A 17,985-nucleotide genomic window follows, 5' to 3' on the forward strand; every position below is an offset into this window, starting at 1 on the left:
CACCGCGACGCCGCCCGGCCGGTCGGTTCAGGCGCGCACCGGCACGATCCGTGCCCGGGGCGCGCCGTTCGCCGCGTCGGCCCGCCCCCGCGGCGCGGCCGCGGACGGCCGCGGGCTTCCCGTGCGGCCGGCCGCGATCGGTGTCCTACGGAACGAGCGGCGAATCCGACAGGCGGGGCGACGGCGGTGCGGCACCGTCCAGCGTCGCGGAGTGCAGCGCGGCGTGCTCCTCGCGGGAGACGACCGACCTGCCGCCGCGCACCGTGAGCCGGCGCCCCTGCGGGGTCGTCCACCGCACCTCGGCGTGGTCACCGGCCACCGCCACCTCGGGACCGGGCTCCGAGCCCCGCCGCGCGCCGGACGGCACCAGGGACAGGGTCCCCGCCGCGAAGGTGTCACCGAGCGCCGCCCAGTCCAGCTCGGCCGGGGTCGCGCTCTCGAAGAGCACCACTTCGATCCGCACCCCGTCGGCGCGCGGCACCAGCCGGGCCGTCGGTGTACGGCCGCCGAACGCGCCGCCGGCCAGCCCGAAGTCCAGCCGGGCCGTCCCCAGGTCGAGTTCGACGCCGTCGTCGATCGCGGACGGCTCCGCCACGGGCGGTGCGCCGATCACGTCCACCACCAGCCGCAGCGAACGTGCCCGGAACCGGTCGCCCGGACCGATCATGTCGAGGTGGTGGTGCCGGTCGCCCGCCGGGCAGGCGAACCCCGCCAGCCAGGCCACGTGCGGACCGCTCTGCACGGTGGAGAGCACACCCGAGGCGAAGTCGAAGTCCTCCGCCCCGTCGTCCTTCATCAGATGGACGTGCAGATGCCCGGAGGTCCCGTCCGGGCGGACCCAGTGGCCGAACAGCGGACGCCGCTGCAGCCAGGTGTCCTGGTGGTTGACGCTGCCCAGGGTGGTGACGGCGTCCAGCCAGGTGGTGCCCGTCTCCGGGGACGGGGTCCGGGTGAAGAGCTCCCGGTGCTCGTGCTCGCCCGACAGTTCCCGCAGCCGGGGCAGGACCCAGTCGGGCATCCGGTAGTCCACGCAGGACTCCACACCGGTCGCCATCTCTCCCCGGACCGGGCTGGGCACCGGCGCGCCGAGCTCCCCGCGCACCGCCTTCGCCAGGAACGGCGGAACCCCCAGGTCGTTGCTGTAGCAGCGGGCCATCGGGCCGGAGAGCTGGCGGGTCGGCGGGTGCCAGCGGGCCAGGAAGTGCAGCCAGAGCCGGTCGTGCAGCCGGTCGTTGAGCTCCAGCACCTCCTCGTCGTCGACATGCTCCCTGATCAGGGTCAGGGTCTGGAGCACGACACCCCAGTAGGACGGGCTGTTGAACTCGGTGAAGCTGCCGGTGGTGTCGATGGCCTGAGAGAGCCGCACCATGCGGTCCTTGCCGTACGCGAACAGCTTCTCGTCGTCGAGGAGCTTTCCGGTGGCGAGTGTCACGAACGTGCCCATGACGGCGACGTTCGTGTACGACAGGTGCACGTTCCTGCGGACGATCGACGCGGCCGCGTGCCGAAGCGACTCCCGCAGTTCGTGCCGCACGTCGGCCGGCAGACCGTCGCCGTGGCGGGCGTCCACCAGCAGCAGGGCGATGCCGAGGAAGTCCGCCCAGTTCCAGTCGGCCGGGTCCATCTCGGCCGCTGGTTCCTCGGCGTAGTAGCCCCAGATGCCGTAGGTGTCGTTCTCCGGCGCCCGGTCCTGGAGCCCGGCGATCCGCCGGATCACGGAGTGGGCGCGCTCGGCATCGCCCTCGCCGCCCCGTTCCAGCAACAGGAGCGCGTAGTGCAGGGAGTTGCGCGTGGGGTGGGCGAGACCGCCCTTGATGTGGGTGTGGATGGGGTTGTACGGGGCTTCGACCTGCAGCAGGTACGCCTCGGAGTCCCAGCAGCGGTCGCCCTCGGCAAGGGCTGCGCGCAGCAGGGCGCGGTCGTACTCGGCGGCCGACCAGGCAGGGTGCACGGGATGTCCTCCAGCTCACGATCGTCGGGCCGACGATCTTCGGAAAACGCTTGGGAAACGTTTTCCAGAGGCTAAGCCGACGTCTACGCTGCGGCAAGGGGCATTCGTTGGGCTCCGGGTCAGATGCCCGCACCGAACCCATTGACGCGGCGATATCGGGCGGTGCAAGGTGACCCCGGCTGGAAAACGCTTTCCAGCCGGTTTCCGGTCTGCCCCTGAATGGAGTCCCCGATGAGACCCTCCCTGCGCATCGCCCTGACGGGCGTCACCGCGGGTGCGCTCGTCTGCGTGCTTGCCTCGTGTTCCGGTTCCGGCAGTGACACGGCGAGCGACGGCACCGTGACGATCACCGTCTCCGGGCGTCCGCCCGCCACCAACGCGGCCGCGCTCAAGACGTTCGACGCGCGGGTGGCGGAATTCGAGAAGGCCAACCCCAAGATCAAGATCAAGACGAACGAGTACCAGTACGACCAGCAGAGCTTCCAGACCAAGGTGGGCGGCGGCAGCCTGGAGACGGTCGTACGGGTGCCGCTGACCGAGATGTCGGGTCTGATCAAGCGCAGGCAGATCGCCGATCTCACCTCGGACTTCAAGGCGCTGAACCACAGCGAGGACTTCAACGATGTCGCGCTCGGGGCCGCGAAGGGCGTGGACGGCAAGCTCTACGGCATCCCCACCGAGGAGTACGCCCTCGGCCTGGTCTACAACCGCGACCTGTTCGAGAAGGCGGGACTCGACCCGGACAAGCCGCCGGCCACCTGGCCCGAGGTCCGTGCGGCGGCGAAGGCGATCTCCGAGAAGACCGACGCCACCGGATACGCGCAGATGACCAAGGAGAACACGGGCGGCTGGATGCTGACCGCGATGGCGTACTCCTTCGGCGACAGCATGCAGGAGGAGTCCGGCGGCAAGTGGGCCAACACCTTCGACCGTCCCGGCAGCGGCGCGGAGAAGTCGCTGAAGGCGCTGAAGGAGATGCGCTGGACGGACGACTCGATGGGCAAGAACCAGCTGCGCAACATCACCGACATGGAGAAGGACTTCTCCGCCGGGAAGATCGGCATGACGATCGCCGGTCCGAGCATGGTCGGCCACTACGTCCAGCAGTACAAGGGCGACCCGAAGACCATCGGCCTCGGCGCCATGCCTGTCGACGGCGGCAACAAGCGCACCCTGGCCGGCGGCACCATCGCGGTGATCAGTCCCAGGGCCACCGCACAGCAGCGCGAGGCCGCGACGAAGTTCATCGACTTCTACTACCTCGCCACCAAGTACGACGTGGCGCTCGCCGAGAAGGACGCGGTGGCCAAGAAGAAGGACGGCGCGGTCATCGGCGTGCCGACCGTTCCGTTCTACAAGCCGGCCATCTCCGACCCGGTCGACGCCGCGGTCAACAAGGAGGCCAACGTGCCGGTCGGGAATTTCGCCCCGTACAGCGGCACGCTCGGCGACTACGAACTGGCCATCGAGCCGCCCGTCGAGGCACAGAACGTCTACAAGGCCCTCGACAGCGCCGTACAGGCCGTACTGACCCGACAGGACGCCGACCCGGCGGAGCAGCTGAAGAAGGCCGCGGCACAGGTCGAGTCCCAGGTGGAGCGGGCGCAGAACTAGCGTCCCTCCCGGCAGCGGAGCGTCCGGTACATCAGGCAGTGAGCACAGCACGAGGAGAGGCGAGGAGACGTCAATGAGCAGGTCACAAGCGCCTGCGGCGCCCGCCGGGAACCGCACCCAGAAAGACCGGACGAAGAAACGACGTTCCGCCGACCCCGCCGCGGACCGACCGCGGACCCCCGACGGGCCGCCGCGCACCGCCGCCGCGCACCGAGGCGGCCCGTCGGAACGCTTCGTCCGCTGGGTCAGGCAAGGAGGTGTCACCACTATCCTGTTCGGCCTGCCGATGGTGCTGTGCTTCGCCTACTTCTCGTGGTGGCCGATCGTCCAGAGCGTGCAGCTCAGTTTCCAGCAGACCAATCTGGTCGACCCAGCCACCTGGGTGGGCCTGGACAACTTCAAGCACGTGCTGGACGACCCGCTGCTGTGGAAGGCCGTCAAGAACACCGCGCTGTTCGCCGCGCTCGCCCTGGTGATCGGCTTTCCGGTGCCGCTCTTCCTCGCCGTGCTGATCTCCGAACTCCGGCGCGGCGGCACCCTGTTCCGCATCCTCGCCTACCTTCCGGTGGCGATCCCGCCGGTCGTGTCGGTGCTGCTGTGGAAGGTGTTCTACGACCCGGACGCCGGGCTGTTCAATCAACTGCTGGCCCATGTGGGCCTCGGCCCGTACCCCTGGCTCCAGTCCACCGACACCGCGATGCTGTCGATCGTGCTGGAAGCCACCTGGGCCGGCTTCGGCTCCACGGTCATCATCTATCTGGCGGCGCTGGGCTCCGTACCGACCGAACTGTACGAGGCCGCCGAGATCGACGCCGCGGGCATCTGGCGCCGGATCTGGCACATCACCCTGCCGTCGCTGCGCGGGGTCATCCTGATCATGCTGCTGCTCCAGATCATCGGCACCCTCCAGATCTTCACCGAACCCTTCGTGATGACGGACGGCGGCCCTGAGGACTCCACCCTCACCATCCTGATGCTGATCTACAACTACGCCTTCCAGAACGGCGACTTCGGAGCCGCGACCGCGCTCAGCGTGATGCTGGCCCTCGTGCTCGGCGTCCTCTCGGCGATCTATCTGCGGGCGACGAGGAGCTGGAGCAACTGATGGCCGTACAGACCCCCCTTCGCACCCGCCGCACCGGCCGCCCCGAGGAGAGCGCACGCGGACTCATCTCCGAAGCCGACCGGCGGCGCACCTCCGTGCGGTTCTCGCTCCGCTCCGTGCAGACGCTCTCGCTCCTGCTGCTGCTCGCCTTCGGAGCGGCGCCCCTCTACTGGACGTTCAAGGGCGCCGTCTCACCGACCCAGGAGCTGCTGCGCGACCCGCTGGCGCTCTGGCCCGGTCACGCGCAGTGGGACAACCTCTCCCGCGCCTGGAGCGAACTCCAGGTCGGCCAGTACCTCTGGAACACCGTGGTCCTGGTCACCGGCTCGGTCGTCGCCCACCTCGTCGTCGCCACCACCGGCGGCTACGTCCTGTCCGTGTTGCGCCCCAAGTGGGCGGCGCCCGTGCGGTGGATGGTGCTCGCCACCCTGTTCATCCCCGGCTCCATCTCCCTGGTGGCGCTCTACCTCACCGTGCTCGACCTGCCGGGCCTCGGTATTTCGCTCGCCAACAGCCCGTGGGGCGTCTGGCTGCCGCACGCGGCCAGCGCCTTCACCGTGCTGATCGTGATGAAGTTCTTCGACGGCATTCCCCGCGAACTCTTCGAGGCCGCCAAGGTCGACGGGGCGGGGCCGTTCACCATCTTCCGCCGGATCGTGCTGCCCATGTCCAAGCCGATCCTCGCGGTGGTGACCCTGCTGACGGTCATGAACTCCTGGAAGGACTTCCTCTGGCCGCTGATCGTCATCCCGGACACCGAGAAGCAGCCCATCTCCGCCGCACTGCCGCGCCTCGCGGAAACGGCGGAACAGTCGCTGCTCATCGCCGGGATGCTGCTCGCCATCCTGCCCCCGGTCGTGCTGTTCCTGATCTTCCAGCGGCAGATCGTCCGCGGCGGGGGAGGCTTCACCGGCCTCAAGGGATGAGACCACCCGGACACCGCGCGGACCCCCGTCCGCGCCGGCCGGCGGCGGCAGCGGTGCGCGCCGACGGCACACGGGCCGGTGTGCTCCGCCGGGGTACAGCCGACGGAGCACACCCCCACCCGGGAACCACCGAAACGCACCGCGCCGATCCGATCGAGAGGTTGCCTCGATGGAACAGAATGGCACGATCCGGCCAGGTCCTCTGGCTCCGGCCAGAATAAGGGGTCGCTCCCGGCGGCCCGCCGCATGGGGCAGTGCGGCTGCCCTGCTCGGCTGTCTGCTGGTGGCGGCTCCGCTGCCCGGCACGGCCCCGGCCGCCCACGCGGCCGGCACCCTCACCGTCACCTCGCCCGACCTGATCTTCGTCAAGGGACAGGCGAAGATCACCCTGACCTCCGACCAGGCCTCGGTGGCCTGGAAGGCCATCGACGACCAGGGCCTGACCGTCGCGTCGGGCACCGCCCCGGTCGCCGGCGGCTCGGCCACCGTCGACGTCACCAAGCTCGGCAGCGGTTACTACACGCTCACGGCGACCGCCGGCACCACCACCCGTACCGCCAACTTCGGCGTACTGACCGCGCTGACCGGCAAGGAACAGCAGGACACCCGCTTCGGCACGGGCATCCACTACGGATGGAACGACGGCGACGACCAGAAGCTGCTGCGTTCGGTCAAGCTGATGGGCATGCACGGGATCCGCTCCGACATCAACTGGGGCTCCATCGAGAAGACCCCCGGCAGCTACACCTGGAGCAACTACTCCACCGACCAGCACATCCCGTACGCCAAGTCGCAGGGGCTGACCGCCCTGCCCATCTCCGGCTACCGGAACACCAATTACGACGGCAACCGGACCCCGGCCTCCGCCGAAGCCCTTGAGGCGTACGGGAAGTTCACGGCCGCCGCCGTGGAGAAGTACCAGCAGTACTCGAAGGAAATCGAGATCTACAACGAGTACAACTCCACCGGCTTCAACAACGGCACCTGCGGAATCACCGCCGACTGCTACCTCAAGCTGCTCCAGGCGAGCTACGGCAAGGTGCACGCCAAGGTCCCGGACGCCACTGTCGTCGGCGGCGGCCTGGCCGGTCTCCAGACCGACTGGCTGAAGCGGCTGTACGCGATCGGCGGCCTCAAGTACATGAACGCGCTCAGCGTTCACCACTACGGCTACCCGAACCCGCCCGAGACCGCGCTGGAGAAGCTGCCGCAGGTACGCGCCGATCTGGACGCGGCGGGCGGCAAGGACTTCCCGCTGTGGATCACCGAGAACGGCTACCCGACCCACGGCGACGGCGTCACCCCCGCCCAGCAGGCCGCCTACGTGCCGCGCGCCCAGATCTTCTCGTTCGCCTCCGGTGTCGACCGCTACTACTGGTACGACCTCACCAACGACGGCACCGACGCCACCAACAAGGAACACAACTTCGGCGCCTTCAAGCGCCCCACCGCCGAGGTCAAGGCCTGGCAGCCCAAGCCGTCCGTGGTCACCGAGGGCGTGCTGATCCGGCAGCTCGCGGGCCGCGCCTACGCGGGCCGCGACGACGCCGGTTCCACCGACGTCCGCTCGTACCGCTTCGGCACCGGAACCAATACGGTCCGGGCCCTCTACACCACGGCCGCGACACCGGGAACGGCTGAGCTGTCGGCCACCGGTCCGGTCACCGTCACGGACCAGATGGGCCACGACAGGACCTACCTCCCGGTCGGCGGCAAGGTGCAGCTCGGCATCGACGGCAAGGTGCTGTACGTCAAGGGCGCGGTGAGCGCGGTCACGACCGTGAGCGGCCCCGTGTTCTCGCTCCGGCTGCCGCAGCACTCCAACACCGAGGAGACCGTCGGCGCGGTGCTCCAGGTGGACGGCACCAAGGGCCGGACGCTGCCGCTGCGCTACGACTTCCGGATCGCCGGGGAGGAGTACCGGGTCAGGGCCGAGCCCGGCAAGGTCGTCCGCAAGAACATCGAGCTGACCACCTCGGCCCTCACCGGGCCGCGTACGGTCAGCGGCACGGTCGGAATCGGGCCGGTGAACCTCGCCCGCCTCACCTCCGACACCGAGGTGGTGCCGCCGACCCAGGTCACCTTCGACCCGGTGGTGAAGAAGGCGGCCCCGTTCGCCGCCGCACTCAAGGTGACCGTCACCAACAACCGCGTCCGCGGCCCGCTCGAACTCACCAAGCTGGACTGGCAGGTGAACGTGGGCACCGACTACCTGGACCGGGGCACCATCGACGGACCGATCGAGGTCGGTGCCGAGTCCAGCGCCTCGTACACCGTGGACGCGCGCAACATCAAGCAGTGGAAGCGCTACTGGACCGCCGCCTACATCAACACCCCCGACGGCGTCAGGACCGCCGTGGGTGCCTGGAACGGCTGGGGTTCCGTCCAGCCGGCCGGCACCGACACCACCACCCCCGTCGACGTCATCGGTGACGGCTCCGTGAAGTACACGGGCGGCTACAACGGCGCGGCCGACCTGTCCGGCGCCGTCCGGCCCCAGTACAGCGACGCCGGACTCGTGCTCAAGGGTGCGATCACGGACAACGCCCTGGCCCAGCCCGCCACCACCGCCGAGAACATGTGGCAGGGCGACAGCATCCAGTTCGCCGTCACCCCCCGGGTGCCGGGCCGCAGCAAGCAGTACGTAGAGTTCGGCGCCTCGCTCGTGGGCGGCAAGCCGCAGGTCTACACCTGGCGGGCGCCCTCCGGCCAGTCCGCAGGACCGACCCCCGGCGCCACCGCGCAGATCACCCGTGACGGCACCACCACCCACTACACGGTGACGGTGCCGTGGGCCTCGCTCGGCCTCGCCGGGAAGCCCACCGAGTCCATCGGACTCGGCTTCGTCGTCAACGACAGCGACAACGACGGCCGGGCACGCGGCTGGTCGGAGTGGGGCGGATCCATCGCCAACAACTCCAAGAGCGCCGCCGGCCTGCGGGCCGTCCAGCTGACCGACTGATCCACCCCCGAACGGGCGGGGCCGGGCGCACCTGACAGGCGCCCGGCCCCGCCGCTCCATGCCGTACCACCACACGGCACACTGTTCGCGAATCCCACTGTGAGGAGACCAGCTCCATGGCCCTGTTCGACATGCCGCTGCCCGAACTCCGCGCCTACCGGCCGCAGATCGACGAACCGGACGACTTCGACGCCTTCTGGGCCAAGACCCTCGCCGAGACCCGCGCCCACGACCCCGCGGTCTCCTTCGAACCCGTCGATACCGGGCTGACCGGCACGCGTACCTGGGACGTCACGTTCGCCGGCTTCGGCGGCCACCCGGTCAAGGGCTGGTTCACCGCCCCCGCGAACGCCGAGGGCCCGCTACCGCTCGTCGTCCAGTTCCACGGCTACAACGGCGGCCGCAGCCTTCCGCACTGCTGGGGCCTGTGGCCCATGGCCGGATTCGCCCACTTCATCATGGACGTACGCGGCCAGGGCAGCGGCGGCAACGTCGGCGACACCCCCGACCCGGTCGGCTCCGGCCCCTCCCACGCGGGCTTCATGACCCGGGGCATCGAGGACCCGGAGAGCTACTACTACCGCCGGGTCTACGCCGACGCCGTACGCGCCGTGGAAGCGGCCCGCTCGCATCCGCTCGCCGACCCCGCCCGCACCGTCGCGCTCGGCGGCAGCCAGGGCGGCGGCATCACCCTCGCGGTCGGCGGACTCCTCCCCGACCTCGCCGCCATCGCCGCCGACGTCCCGTTCCTCTGCCACTTCGGACGGGCCGTCACGCTCACCGATTCCAACCCGTACGCGGAGATAGCCCGCTACCTCAAGATGCACCGCGGCAAGGAGGAGACCGCCCTGCGCACCCTCTCGTACTTCGACGGGGTGTCCTTCGCCGCCCGGGGCACCGCCCCCGCGCTCTTCTCCGTCGCGCTGATGGACCAGGTCTGCCCGCCGTCCACGGTCTTCGCCGCCCACAACGCCTACTGCGGCGAGAAGGAGATCGAGGTCTACGCGTTCAACGGACACGAGGGCGGTGCCATGTTCCAGGAGGCCGCCCAGCTCCGCTGGGTGCCGAAGGCGCTGAACCCGGAGGTCTGAGCCCTGCCGCGCCGCAGCCGGCGTGGTGTGGATCACGGACAGGGTGTGGACACCATGTATATGGTCCGCCGGGGCACGTCAATGCCCCGTGACGTGGCGAGGACAAGGGCGAACAGTGCGGCAGAAAGCCTATGCGCAGACGATGCGCGTCATCGCGTGCGCGCTGATGGTGTGGCAGGTCTGGATGATGTGGTACATCGCCAGCCACGAGGCGGTAGGGGTCAAATGGGCCTGTGACCTGGCCGGGGGCTGTGCCAGTGACGAGCTCGCGTCGATGTCCCCGATGCTCGGGATCGTCTTCGCCGTCGTCCTCGGACTGCTCTGCGCCCGCTACCTGCACCGGGCGGCACCGGGCGCGATGATCGCACTCTGCGCCGTCGCGGCCGCAGTCGGCTGGTACGACGCGCTGGCGGAGGGCCAGGTCGAGCGGAACACCGTCACCAGCTTCCACATCCTCCTTCCGCTCGGCGACTTCTCCGTCTCCCAATGGCTCACCTTCCTGTGGTCCGTCGCGGGCGTGGGCTGCCTCGCCGCCTGGTGGGGCGCGGCGCTGAGCCTGCGGCGCACGGCGGGGCTGCGCAGGCTGTCCCGCCGCTACCGCACGGCCGACGCCGAGCTGGAGGGCTGGCGGCCGGTGGGCCGCAAGTACGGTGAGGTCACCGTGGTGTTCGACGACGAGGCCGGGGTGCGCCACGAGGTCCCGGCCGTCGTGGAACGTATCGCCCTCAGACGCGACGTCCTGGCCGTGTACGACGCCGACCGCCCCGGCGACCCCGCTCTCACCCGGGTCGCGGTTCCCCACCGAAAGCTGCTGCGTCTCTCATGAACCGGTCCATATCGTCCCTGCGCGTGCTCTTCTCCTCGCTGAGGCTGGTGGCCGCCCTCCTCATCGGACTCTCCGTCACCGCGCTGGTCCTGGGGGCTCTGGACGGCCCCCGCTGGCTGCTGCTGACCGGTGTCCCCGCGACGGCCCTGGTCCTGACGGTTCTCGGCGAGGTGGCCGAGCCGTCGAGGACGAACCTGGCGATGTCGGGGCTGCGCTCCGGCGGCCCGCGGGCCTTCGCGGCCGCCGTGGTCAACGGGGTGCGGACCGTGGACAAGAAGACCGGCCGGCCGGTCCGCGACGGGCGTTCGGTGGACTCCGTGTTCGCCTTCGACCTGACCGTGATGCCCGAGGGACTCCCCGCGTACCGGGTGCGGGTCTGCCACCCCCTCGACCTCCAGGGGCTGCTGCACAGCTCCAGGGCCGTCGTCGAGTACGACCCCGAGCAGCCCTGGCGGGTCGTCGTCGCCAACAACCCGCCGCGCGAATGGCTGGCCCGCGCGAACAGCGCCGCCCCGCCGGCCGAGGTCAAGGAGCGGGCCGGCGGTCTCCCGGCCGGTTTCTGGACCCTGGTGATGGGCGTGGTCCTCGCGGCCGTGCTGCTGGTGCTGGTGCGGCTGCTCGGCTGACCCTGCCGGGATCAGCCGTTGCGCGGATACTTCTTGAGCACCTTGCCGTCGATGTCGGCCCGCAGGTAGGCGCCGCCGTACTCGTCCGAGACATAGACGCTGAGGGTCGGCTGGTAGTCGTCGAACGGCGAGGCCGGGTCGATGTCCACGTAGTGGGTGGTGGGCTCGGTGACGCCGAGCTCCTTGTCCGCCCGGCGGATCAGCCCCGGCAGGGCGTCCCAGTTGAACTTCTCCAGGTCCACGGACCTGGCGCCCGACATGAGGGTGCCGCCCGCCCGTTCCCGGGTGGCCCTGCCGTCCCGGTAGGCGAAGACGTCGTACAGGGCCTTGTTCTTCGCGACCGGAGCCTCGGCGCTCGCGTGCACGTCGAACAGTGTGAACGACGTGATCCTGGTGGTGCCCATCACCGGCTTGAGCGCCGCGATGACGGACCGTGCCCCGGCGGGTGTCAGCAGGTTCTCCGCATCAGCCTGCGACGAGCCCTGTGCCTGATCCTCCTCGCCGGTCGGCGCGGGCGTCCGGTCCGCCTTGTCGGCCGACGCGCCGCCGGAGGCGCGTGCAGCGGACGACGGGTTGCCGGGAGCCTTCGTGCCGTCGGCGGGCAGCAGCGACCACACCAGGACCCCGGTCAGGGCGGTGCCCGCGACCGCGGTGGTGATCGCGACGGCACGGCCCCGCCGGACCCGCCGATGGATCTCCTGGGTTCCCAGCGTCGTGGGTTCCGGCCGTGGGGGAGCGGTGCTCGCCCCACGGCCGGGCCCTGCCGGGCGCCCGCCGGAGGCGGTGGGCAGGACGGTGGTCGGACCGGAGTGGGCGAAGCCGGGCGGCACCGCGTCCTGCCGGGTGGGCGCGCCCCCACGGGGCGGTACGGCATCCTGCGGAGCCGCGGGGCGCGACCCGGCCGGCTCGCTCACCGCTGCCAGCATCCGGTCCAGCTCCTCGGGACCGGGCCTGGCGGCCGTGTCCCGGGTCAGCAGCGCGTTCAGCACCCCGGCCAGCGGACCGGCCTGCGCGGGCGGCGGTATCTCCTCGTCCAGCACTGCCGCCAGCGTCGCCAGGGTGGTGGCCTTGCGCAGCGGGTGCCGGCCTTCCACGGCGACGTACATCATCATGCCGAGCGACCACAGGTCCGACGACGGATCGTCCTCCTCGCCGCGAATGCGTTCGGGCGCCATGTAGTCGGGGGAGCCGATGATGGAACCGGTCGCCGTCAGACTGGTGGACTCGCGGATCGCCGCGATGCCGAAGTCGGTGAGCACAGGGCTCCCGTCGGCCCGCAGCAGTACGTTGGCGGGCTTGACGTCGCGGTGCAGGATTCCGGCGGCATGGGCGGCGCGCAGCGCGGACAGTACCCCGCGCCCCAGCCCGGCGGCCTCGACCGGGGAGAGCGTCCCCTCGGCCAGCCGCTCCGCGAGCGAGGCGCCGGGCACCAGCTCCATCACGATCCACGGGTACGTCCCGGCACCGCCGTCCACGATGTGGTGGACCGTGACGACGCCCGGGTGGTCGAGCCGGGCCAGCGCACGGGCCTCACGCAGCACCCGCTCGCGCAGCAGCCTGGCCGACTCCGGATCGTTCTCGGCGAGCGCCGGGTCCGGGGGCCGCACCTCCTTGAGCGCCACATCGCGGTGGAGCGCCAGGTCATGGGCCCGCCAGACCATGCCCATCCCGCCACTGCCGAGCCGGTCGACCAGCTCGAAACGGTCGTCGATCACACGGCGCACAGGCCCCCCAGCGTTCATGGAAAAGAGAGTACGGGGCGGGTCCGCAGCTGTACGCACCACCCCGTGGCCCGCAGAGGCGGCCGGGCGACCTCCGACCGGGCGGCCACGCCCCCGGCACGTGCTCCCCAAGGCCTTGAGGGCCAAGGCCCCCGCGTTGTCGTCGGTCGACGACGCTCCGCGTCGCCTCCCTCCTCCGCCCTGGAACCGCACGCACCGGACCGCGTCCGCTTTCCGGTCCGAGGTCACCCGAGGCCTCTCACACGTCGTCGTTCGGTGTGAGCCTGAGCGTCACGATCTGGAAGGGCCGCAGCCCCAACAGGACCGTATCGCCGTCCACCTCGGCCCGCTCGCCCGCGAGCGGACGCTCCAGCAGGTCCGTGACGCTCGCCCCGGCCAGCCCGAAGCCCGCCGTCAGACGGGCCGAGACCCGCCCGCCGTGCGCCTCGTGCAGCCGGACCACCACATCCCCACTGCCGTCGTCGGCGAGTTTCACCGCCGTCACGACCACCGCGTCGTCGTCGACCGAGACCAGCGGGGCCACCTCCGAGCTCCCCGGAACCCGGCGCTCGGGCAGGCTCAAGGACCAGCCCTCACGGACGGCGTCACCGATCGTCGCCCCCGGCAGCAGCGCGTACCGCAGCCGGTGCAGCCCCTGGTCGGTCGCCGGGTCGGGATAGCGGGGCGCCCGCAGCAGCGAGAGCCGCACCGTGGTCGTGGTCGAACCGTCCTCGCGGACCGTACGGGTCACATCGTGCCCGTACGTCGAGTCGTTGATCAGCGCCGCGCCCCAGCCCGGCTCGCCGACATGCAGGAAACGGTGGGCGCAGATCTCGAACTTGGCCGCCTCCCAGCTGGTGTTGGTGTGCGTCGGCCGCTGCACGTGCCCGAACTGGGTCTCCGCCGTGGAGTGATCGGCGCGCACATCGATCGGGAACGCCGCCTTGAGGAACTTCTCCTGCTCGTGCCAGTCGACCTCGGTGTCGATGTCCAGGCGCCGGGCCCCGGGCCGCAGCGTCAGCAGCTGGGTCACGCGGGACGAACCGAAGCTGCGCACCACCTCGACGCCGTCACCGCTGCGCCGCACCACGTCCGCCTCGGTCAGATCGGTCACCGTGTTGCGGTAGAAGGCGTCGACGTCCCACGCATCCCACCGGTTGGGCAGATCCGGATGGACCTGGAGCAGATTCGCCACGGAGCCCGGCGCGACCGTCTCGCGCCCGGCCGCCAGGTCGACGACGGAGACCACGAGCCCCCGTGCGTCCACCGTCACCCGCAGCACCCCGTTGTCCAGCCGGAAGCCGGAACCGTGCTCCGCGACCACGGCCGGCCGCTCGTGGTCCGGCCCGGCGGGCGCGGCGCCCCCCGCCGCGATGCCGGCCCGGCCGTGCGGAGCGGAGTTGAACACCACCGTGCCGCCGCCCTCCGCGGCACCGGCCAGGGCCCGCTGCGCCGCCCCGATCACCGCTTCGAGCTCCCCGGCGATCCGGGCGTACGTCGCCTCGGCCTCGCGGTGCACCCAGGCGATCGACGAACCCGGCAGGATGTCGTGGAACTGGTGCAGCAGCACGCTCTTCCAGACCCGGTCCAACTCCTCGTGCGGATAGGGGAATCCGGTCCGCACGGCGGCGGTGGCCGCCCACAGCTCCGCCTCCCGCAGCAGATGCTCGCTGCGCCGGTTGCCCTGCTTGGTCCGGGACTGCGAGGTGTACGTACCGCGGTGCAGCTCCAGATACAGCTCGCCCAGCCACACCGGCGGCCGGTCGTACTCCGCCTCGGCGGCCGCGAAGAAGTCCGCGGGCTTCTCGACCGCCACCCGGGGGGAGCCCTCCAGGTCCGCGAGCCGCTCGGCACGCGCCAGCATCTCGCGGGTGGGGCCGCCACCGCCGTCGCCCCAGCCGAACGGCACCAGCGAACGGGTGGCGTGACCCTTGTCCCGGAAGTTCTCCTCGGCGTGCGCGAGTTCCTCGCCGGACAGCTCGGCGACATAGGTGTCCACCGGGGGGAAGTGCGTGAACACCCGGGTGCCGTCCAGCCCCTCCCACAGGAAGGAGTGGTGCGGGAACGGGTTCGTCGTGTTCCACGAGATCTTCTGGGTGAGGAACCAGCGCGAGCCGGAGAGCTTCACCAGCTGCGGCAGCGCCGCCGAGTAGCCGAACGAGTCCGGCAGCCACACCTCCTCCGTCTCGACCCCGAACTCCTCCAGGAAGAACCGCTTGCCGTACACGAACTGCCGGGCCAGCGCCTCCGACCCGGGCATGTTGGTGTCCGACTCCACCCACATCCCGCCCACCGGAACGAACTGACCGGCGGCCACCTTCTCCTTCACCCGGGCATACAGCGCGGGCTGGTGCTCCCGCAGCCAGTCCAGCTGCTGCGCCTGCGACATCGCGAAGACGAACTCCGGGCGGTCGTCCATCAGCGCCACCACGTTGGAGGTGGTGCGGGCGACCTTGCGTACCGTCTCCCGCAGCGGCCACAGCCACGCCGAGTCGATGTGCGCGTGACCCACCGCCGACAGCCGGTGCGCGGAGGCGTGCGCGGGGGAGGAGAGCACGGCCCGCAACTGCTCCCGGGCGGCGGGCGCGCTCGCCCCCACGGCGTCCAGATCCAGTGCGTCCAGGCAGCGTTCCACCGCGCGCAGGATCTCCCAGCGGCGCGCCGATCCGAGCGGCAGCTGCCGCATCAGCTGGTCGAGCACCTCCAGGTCCTGGACCAGCTCCCACACCTGCTGGTCGAAGACCGCGAGGTCCATCCGCTCGACGCGGTACAGCGGCTCGCTGCCCGCCGTCTCCCGGTCACCCAGCGGGCTGACCCCGTCCAGGATCTCCGGATTGGCGGCGGCTTCCAGGAAATACGTGAACTCCTCGCCGCCCGCCACCGGTTCGCCGACCCGCAGCCAGGTGTTGCGCGGGTTGAGCGCCTTGACCACGCTGCCGTCCGGCCGGTGGGCCAGCGCCTCCGCGGAGAACCCGGGCCGGTCCTTGGCGAAGCCGAGGTCGATCACCGCCTCGACGGTCTGACCGGCCCAGTCCTGCGGGACCCGGCCGGTCACCCGGAACCAGCTGGTGCCCCAGGCCGGCCCCCAGTCGTCGCCGATGGCGCCCGGCTTGTACGGGGCGGCCACCGCCTCGGTGAAGGGCACCGGCTCGCCGGGGGCGTGCCAGACCTCGAACTCCAGCTCCGCGGTACGGGGGTGGACGGCGGGGCGGATGCGCTCGCGCAGGGCGCGGTCGAGCCGTTCCTCGGTCAGTGTGCGGTCGTCATGCATGAGTGAAGGGCCCCTCTGGAGGAAATGTGTGCAACGCGTCGGTGGTTCACGGGAGTTCGTCGAAGCCCACACAGGGCAGTGACATCCCGTCGGCCGCGGCCAGCAGCTTTTCCAGCCGGGCCGGGGTCACATGGTTGGCCTCATGGGCGTCGGCGACGCAGTGGGCGTAGAGCGTGGTCACGCCGCCGTGCTCGGCGCTCCGGCGTAGCGCCGCCTCGACGCCGGTCAGATCGTCCCCGTACGCGACGCTCCCGCGCCCGGAGTCCACCGAGCAGCCCGGCAGGACCCGCCGGGCGGCGACGTCATCGGCCGGGACGTGGAGTTCGGCCGCGAGGGACGGGTCAGCGCGGCGGTCGGCCGGTACTCCGCCGCGCAGCCGCTCGAAGAGCGTGAGGAGCAGCCGGTCGGTGTCGTCGTCGCGGGCACTGCACGGGTAGGCGAAGCTGCGGGCCGGAAAGCCGAGGCGGCGCAGCGCGTCGAGGGCGGGCACCACTTCGCGGTCGAGATAGGCGCCCGCGCCGTGGGCGGCGACGAACTCCGGTGCGCGCTCGTGCCGCAGGCCGTGGCAGCCGATGGTGTGACCGTCGTCCGCGAGCCGGCGCAGCAGCCGCACCTCGTCCCGGTCCAGACGGTCGGGCTCGCAGACGAAAAAGGTGACCCGCGCGTCGTACAAGGTGAACAGCGGCGCGGCCGCGGCCCACTCGCGCACGTGCCGGTCGTCGAAGGTGAGCAGCAGGGCACGGTCGACGCCGCTGTCCGGGCGACCGGTCATCGCCCCGGCTCCTGCGGCGCCCAGCCGGGAACGGAGCCGTGCAGCGCCGTGTAGAAGGGGTCGCCCGGGACGATCTCGCCGGCCCGGACCGGGAGCCCGGTGAGCGCCGCCTTGTACATCGCGGTGATCAGCTCCAGGGAACGGCGGCCGTCCCCGGCGCTCGCCCGGGGACGCCGGCCCGCCCGCATGTCGGCCAGGAGAGAACGGAGCTGGGCGGAGTGCGAGCTCGGGACGGACTCGGCAGGGGAGTTCCAGCCGTCCACCCGGCCGGGGTCGACACCGGGCGCCGGGGTGTAGGTCCAGTCCCCGTTCTCGTACCCGTAGAGATGGTTCAGCTCGATCGTGGCGTCCCGCAGATCGATGCGCAGATGGCTCGACTGGCGTGGCGAGAGGGCGCTGTTGACCACGGTGGCCAGTGCGCCCGAGGCGAAGCGCACGGTGGCGGTGGTGACGTCGTCGGTCTCGACGTCACGGGCCAGTTGGCCCGCCATGGCCCGGATCTCCGCCCAGTCGCCCAGCAGTTCGAGCATCAGGTCGATCTGGTGGATGCCGAGCCCCATGGCGGGGCCCGCGCCCTCGGTCGCCCACTTCCCGCGCCACGGCACCGCGTAGTAGGCGTCGTCGCGGTACCAGGTGGTCTGGCAGTGGGCGACCAGCGGCGCCCCCAGCTCCCCGGAGGCGATGAGCGTCTTGGCGTGCTCGGCCCCCGAACCGAACCGGTGCTGGAAGACGATCGGGGCGTACGGGCCCTGCTCTCCCTCGGCGGCGGTCATGGCGTCGTACTCCGCCAGGCTCAGCGCGGGCGGCTTCTCGCACCACACCCAGGCACCGGCGGCCAGGGCGGTGACGACCTGCTCCCGGTGGGCGACGGGCGGCGAGGCGATCACGACGAGATCCGGGCGGAGCTCGCGCAGCGACGCGGTGAGATCGGTGGAGTGGTGGGGGAGCGCGAAGTCGGTGGCGAAGGAGCGGGCGGCAGTGGGATCGACGTCCACGGCGCCCACCACCGTGAAGCCCGCGGGAAGTTCGAGGAACGCCGGCATATGGACGGCGCGGGCGATGTTGCCCGCGCCGACGAGCAGTACACGATAAGGAGTCACAGTCACAGAGGGCCGTCCAG

At 71.1% G+C, this 17,985-nt stretch carries 12 protein-coding genes; 7 read left to right on the forward strand and 5 right to left on the reverse strand.

Features of this window, described 5'->3' with window-relative positions; all coding sequences use genetic code 11:
- Positions 1 to 145: 145 nt before the first annotated feature.
- Positions 146 to 1,951 (reverse strand): hypothetical protein, encoded by a 1,806-nt coding sequence (locus tag OHA19_RS36405; RefSeq protein ID WP_405709173.1) that lies wholly within the window; start codon positions 1,949 to 1,951, stop codon positions 146 to 148.
- A 231-nt stretch (positions 1,952 to 2,182) separates the two neighbouring features.
- Here OHA19_RS36405 and OHA19_RS36410 point away from each other — a divergent pair, with 231 nt between their 5' ends.
- From OHA19_RS36410 to OHA19_RS36440, 7 genes are all read left to right on the forward strand, one after another.
- Positions 2,183 to 3,565, forward strand: coding sequence for an extracellular solute-binding protein (locus tag OHA19_RS36410; RefSeq protein ID WP_405709170.1), 1,383 nt, complete (start codon positions 2,183 to 2,185; stop codon positions 3,563 to 3,565).
- A gap of 73 nt (positions 3,566 to 3,638) precedes the next feature.
- Entirely contained in the window at positions 3,639 to 4,670 is a 1,032-nt protein-coding gene (locus OHA19_RS36415) for a carbohydrate ABC transporter permease (protein ID WP_405709167.1), read from the forward strand.
- Positions 4,670 to 5,596 (forward strand): carbohydrate ABC transporter permease, encoded by a 927-nt coding sequence (locus OHA19_RS36420; RefSeq protein WP_405709165.1) that lies wholly within the window; start codon positions 4,670 to 4,672, stop codon positions 5,594 to 5,596. Before OHA19_RS36415 ends, OHA19_RS36420 begins: the two co-directional genes overlap by 1 nt.
- 169 nt (positions 5,597 to 5,765) lie before the next feature.
- Positions 5,766 to 8,558 carry a hypothetical protein gene (locus tag OHA19_RS36425; protein WP_405709162.1) on the forward strand — a complete coding sequence of 931 codons (2,793 nt, stop codon included), beginning with the start codon at positions 5,766 to 5,768 and terminating at the stop codon, positions 8,556 to 8,558.
- Positions 8,559 to 8,674: 116 nt separating this feature from the next.
- Positions 8,675 to 9,649 carry an acetylxylan esterase gene (locus tag OHA19_RS36430; RefSeq protein WP_405709160.1) on the forward strand — a complete coding sequence of 325 codons (975 nt, stop codon included), beginning with the start codon at positions 8,675 to 8,677 and terminating at the stop codon, positions 9,647 to 9,649.
- A gap of 115 nt (positions 9,650 to 9,764) precedes the next feature.
- Complete coding sequence (locus OHA19_RS36435) at positions 9,765 to 10,475, forward strand: hypothetical protein (RefSeq protein ID WP_405709157.1); 711 nt, start codon at positions 9,765 to 9,767, stop codon at positions 10,473 to 10,475.
- The gene (locus OHA19_RS36440) at positions 10,472 to 11,101 is read left to right on the forward strand and encodes a hypothetical protein (protein ID WP_405709154.1); all 630 of its coding nucleotides are present in this window, start codon (positions 10,472 to 10,474) and stop codon (positions 11,099 to 11,101) included. The genes OHA19_RS36435 and OHA19_RS36440 overlap by 4 nt, the downstream gene beginning before the upstream one ends.
- An 11-nt stretch (positions 11,102 to 11,112) precedes the next feature.
- Here OHA19_RS36440 and OHA19_RS36445 read toward each other — a convergent pair whose 3' ends face one another.
- From OHA19_RS36445 to OHA19_RS36460, 4 genes are all read right to left on the reverse strand, one after another.
- A complete protein-coding gene (locus tag OHA19_RS36445) occupies positions 11,113 to 12,843 on the reverse strand; it encodes a protein kinase domain-containing protein (protein ID WP_405709151.1) in 1,731 nt (576 codons plus the stop codon).
- A 238-nt stretch (positions 12,844 to 13,081) separates the two neighbouring features.
- Positions 13,082 to 16,093, reverse strand: coding sequence for an alpha-mannosidase (locus OHA19_RS36450; protein WP_405753000.1), 3,012 nt, complete (start codon positions 16,091 to 16,093; stop codon positions 13,082 to 13,084).
- A gap of 46 nt (positions 16,094 to 16,139) precedes the next feature.
- Positions 16,140 to 16,865: a polysaccharide deacetylase family protein gene (locus OHA19_RS36455; RefSeq protein WP_405753003.1), complete on the reverse strand. Its 726-nt coding sequence runs from the start codon at positions 16,863 to 16,865 to the stop codon at positions 16,140 to 16,142.
- Positions 16,862 to 17,965 carry a Gfo/Idh/MocA family protein gene (locus OHA19_RS36460; protein WP_405753005.1) on the reverse strand — a complete coding sequence of 368 codons (1,104 nt, stop codon included), beginning with the start codon at positions 17,963 to 17,965 and terminating at the stop codon, positions 16,862 to 16,864. Before OHA19_RS36460 ends, OHA19_RS36455 begins: the two co-directional genes overlap by 4 nt.
- Positions 17,966 to 17,985: the final 20 nt, after the last annotated feature.

Origin of the sequence: Streptomyces sp. NBC_00012 (assembly GCF_045040875.1) — a bacterium.
Taxonomy (GTDB): domain Bacteria; phylum Actinomycetota; class Actinomycetes; order Streptomycetales; family Streptomycetaceae; genus Streptomyces.

Bases quoted from the DNA above. Each gene is read 5' to 3' on its own strand.
- OHA19_RS36410 (WP_405709170.1), top strand. From the start codon at position 2,183: ATGAGACCCTCCCTGCGCATCGCCCTGACGGGCGTCACCGCGGGTGCG.
- OHA19_RS36415 (WP_405709167.1), top strand. From the start codon at position 3,639: ATGAGCAGGTCACAAGCGCCTGCGGCGCCCGCCGGGAACCGCACCCAG.
- OHA19_RS36420 (WP_405709165.1), top strand. From the start codon at position 4,670: ATGGCCGTACAGACCCCCCTTCGCACCCGCCGCACCGGCCGCCCCGAG.
- OHA19_RS36425 (WP_405709162.1), top strand. From the start codon at position 5,766: ATGGAACAGAATGGCACGATCCGGCCAGGTCCTCTGGCTCCGGCCAGA.
- OHA19_RS36430 (WP_405709160.1), top strand. From the start codon at position 8,675: ATGGCCCTGTTCGACATGCCGCTGCCCGAACTCCGCGCCTACCGGCCG.
- OHA19_RS36440 (WP_405709154.1), top strand. From the start codon at position 10,472: ATGAACCGGTCCATATCGTCCCTGCGCGTGCTCTTCTCCTCGCTGAGG.
- OHA19_RS36445 (WP_405709151.1), bottom strand. From the start codon at position 12,843: ATGAACGCTGGGGGGCCTGTGCGCCGTGTGATCGACGACCGTTTCGAG.
- OHA19_RS36450 (WP_405753000.1), bottom strand. From the start codon at position 16,093: ATGCATGACGACCGCACACTGACCGAGGAACGGCTCGACCGCGCCCTG.
- OHA19_RS36455 (WP_405753003.1), bottom strand. From the start codon at position 16,865: ATGACCGGTCGCCCGGACAGCGGCGTCGACCGTGCCCTGCTGCTCACC.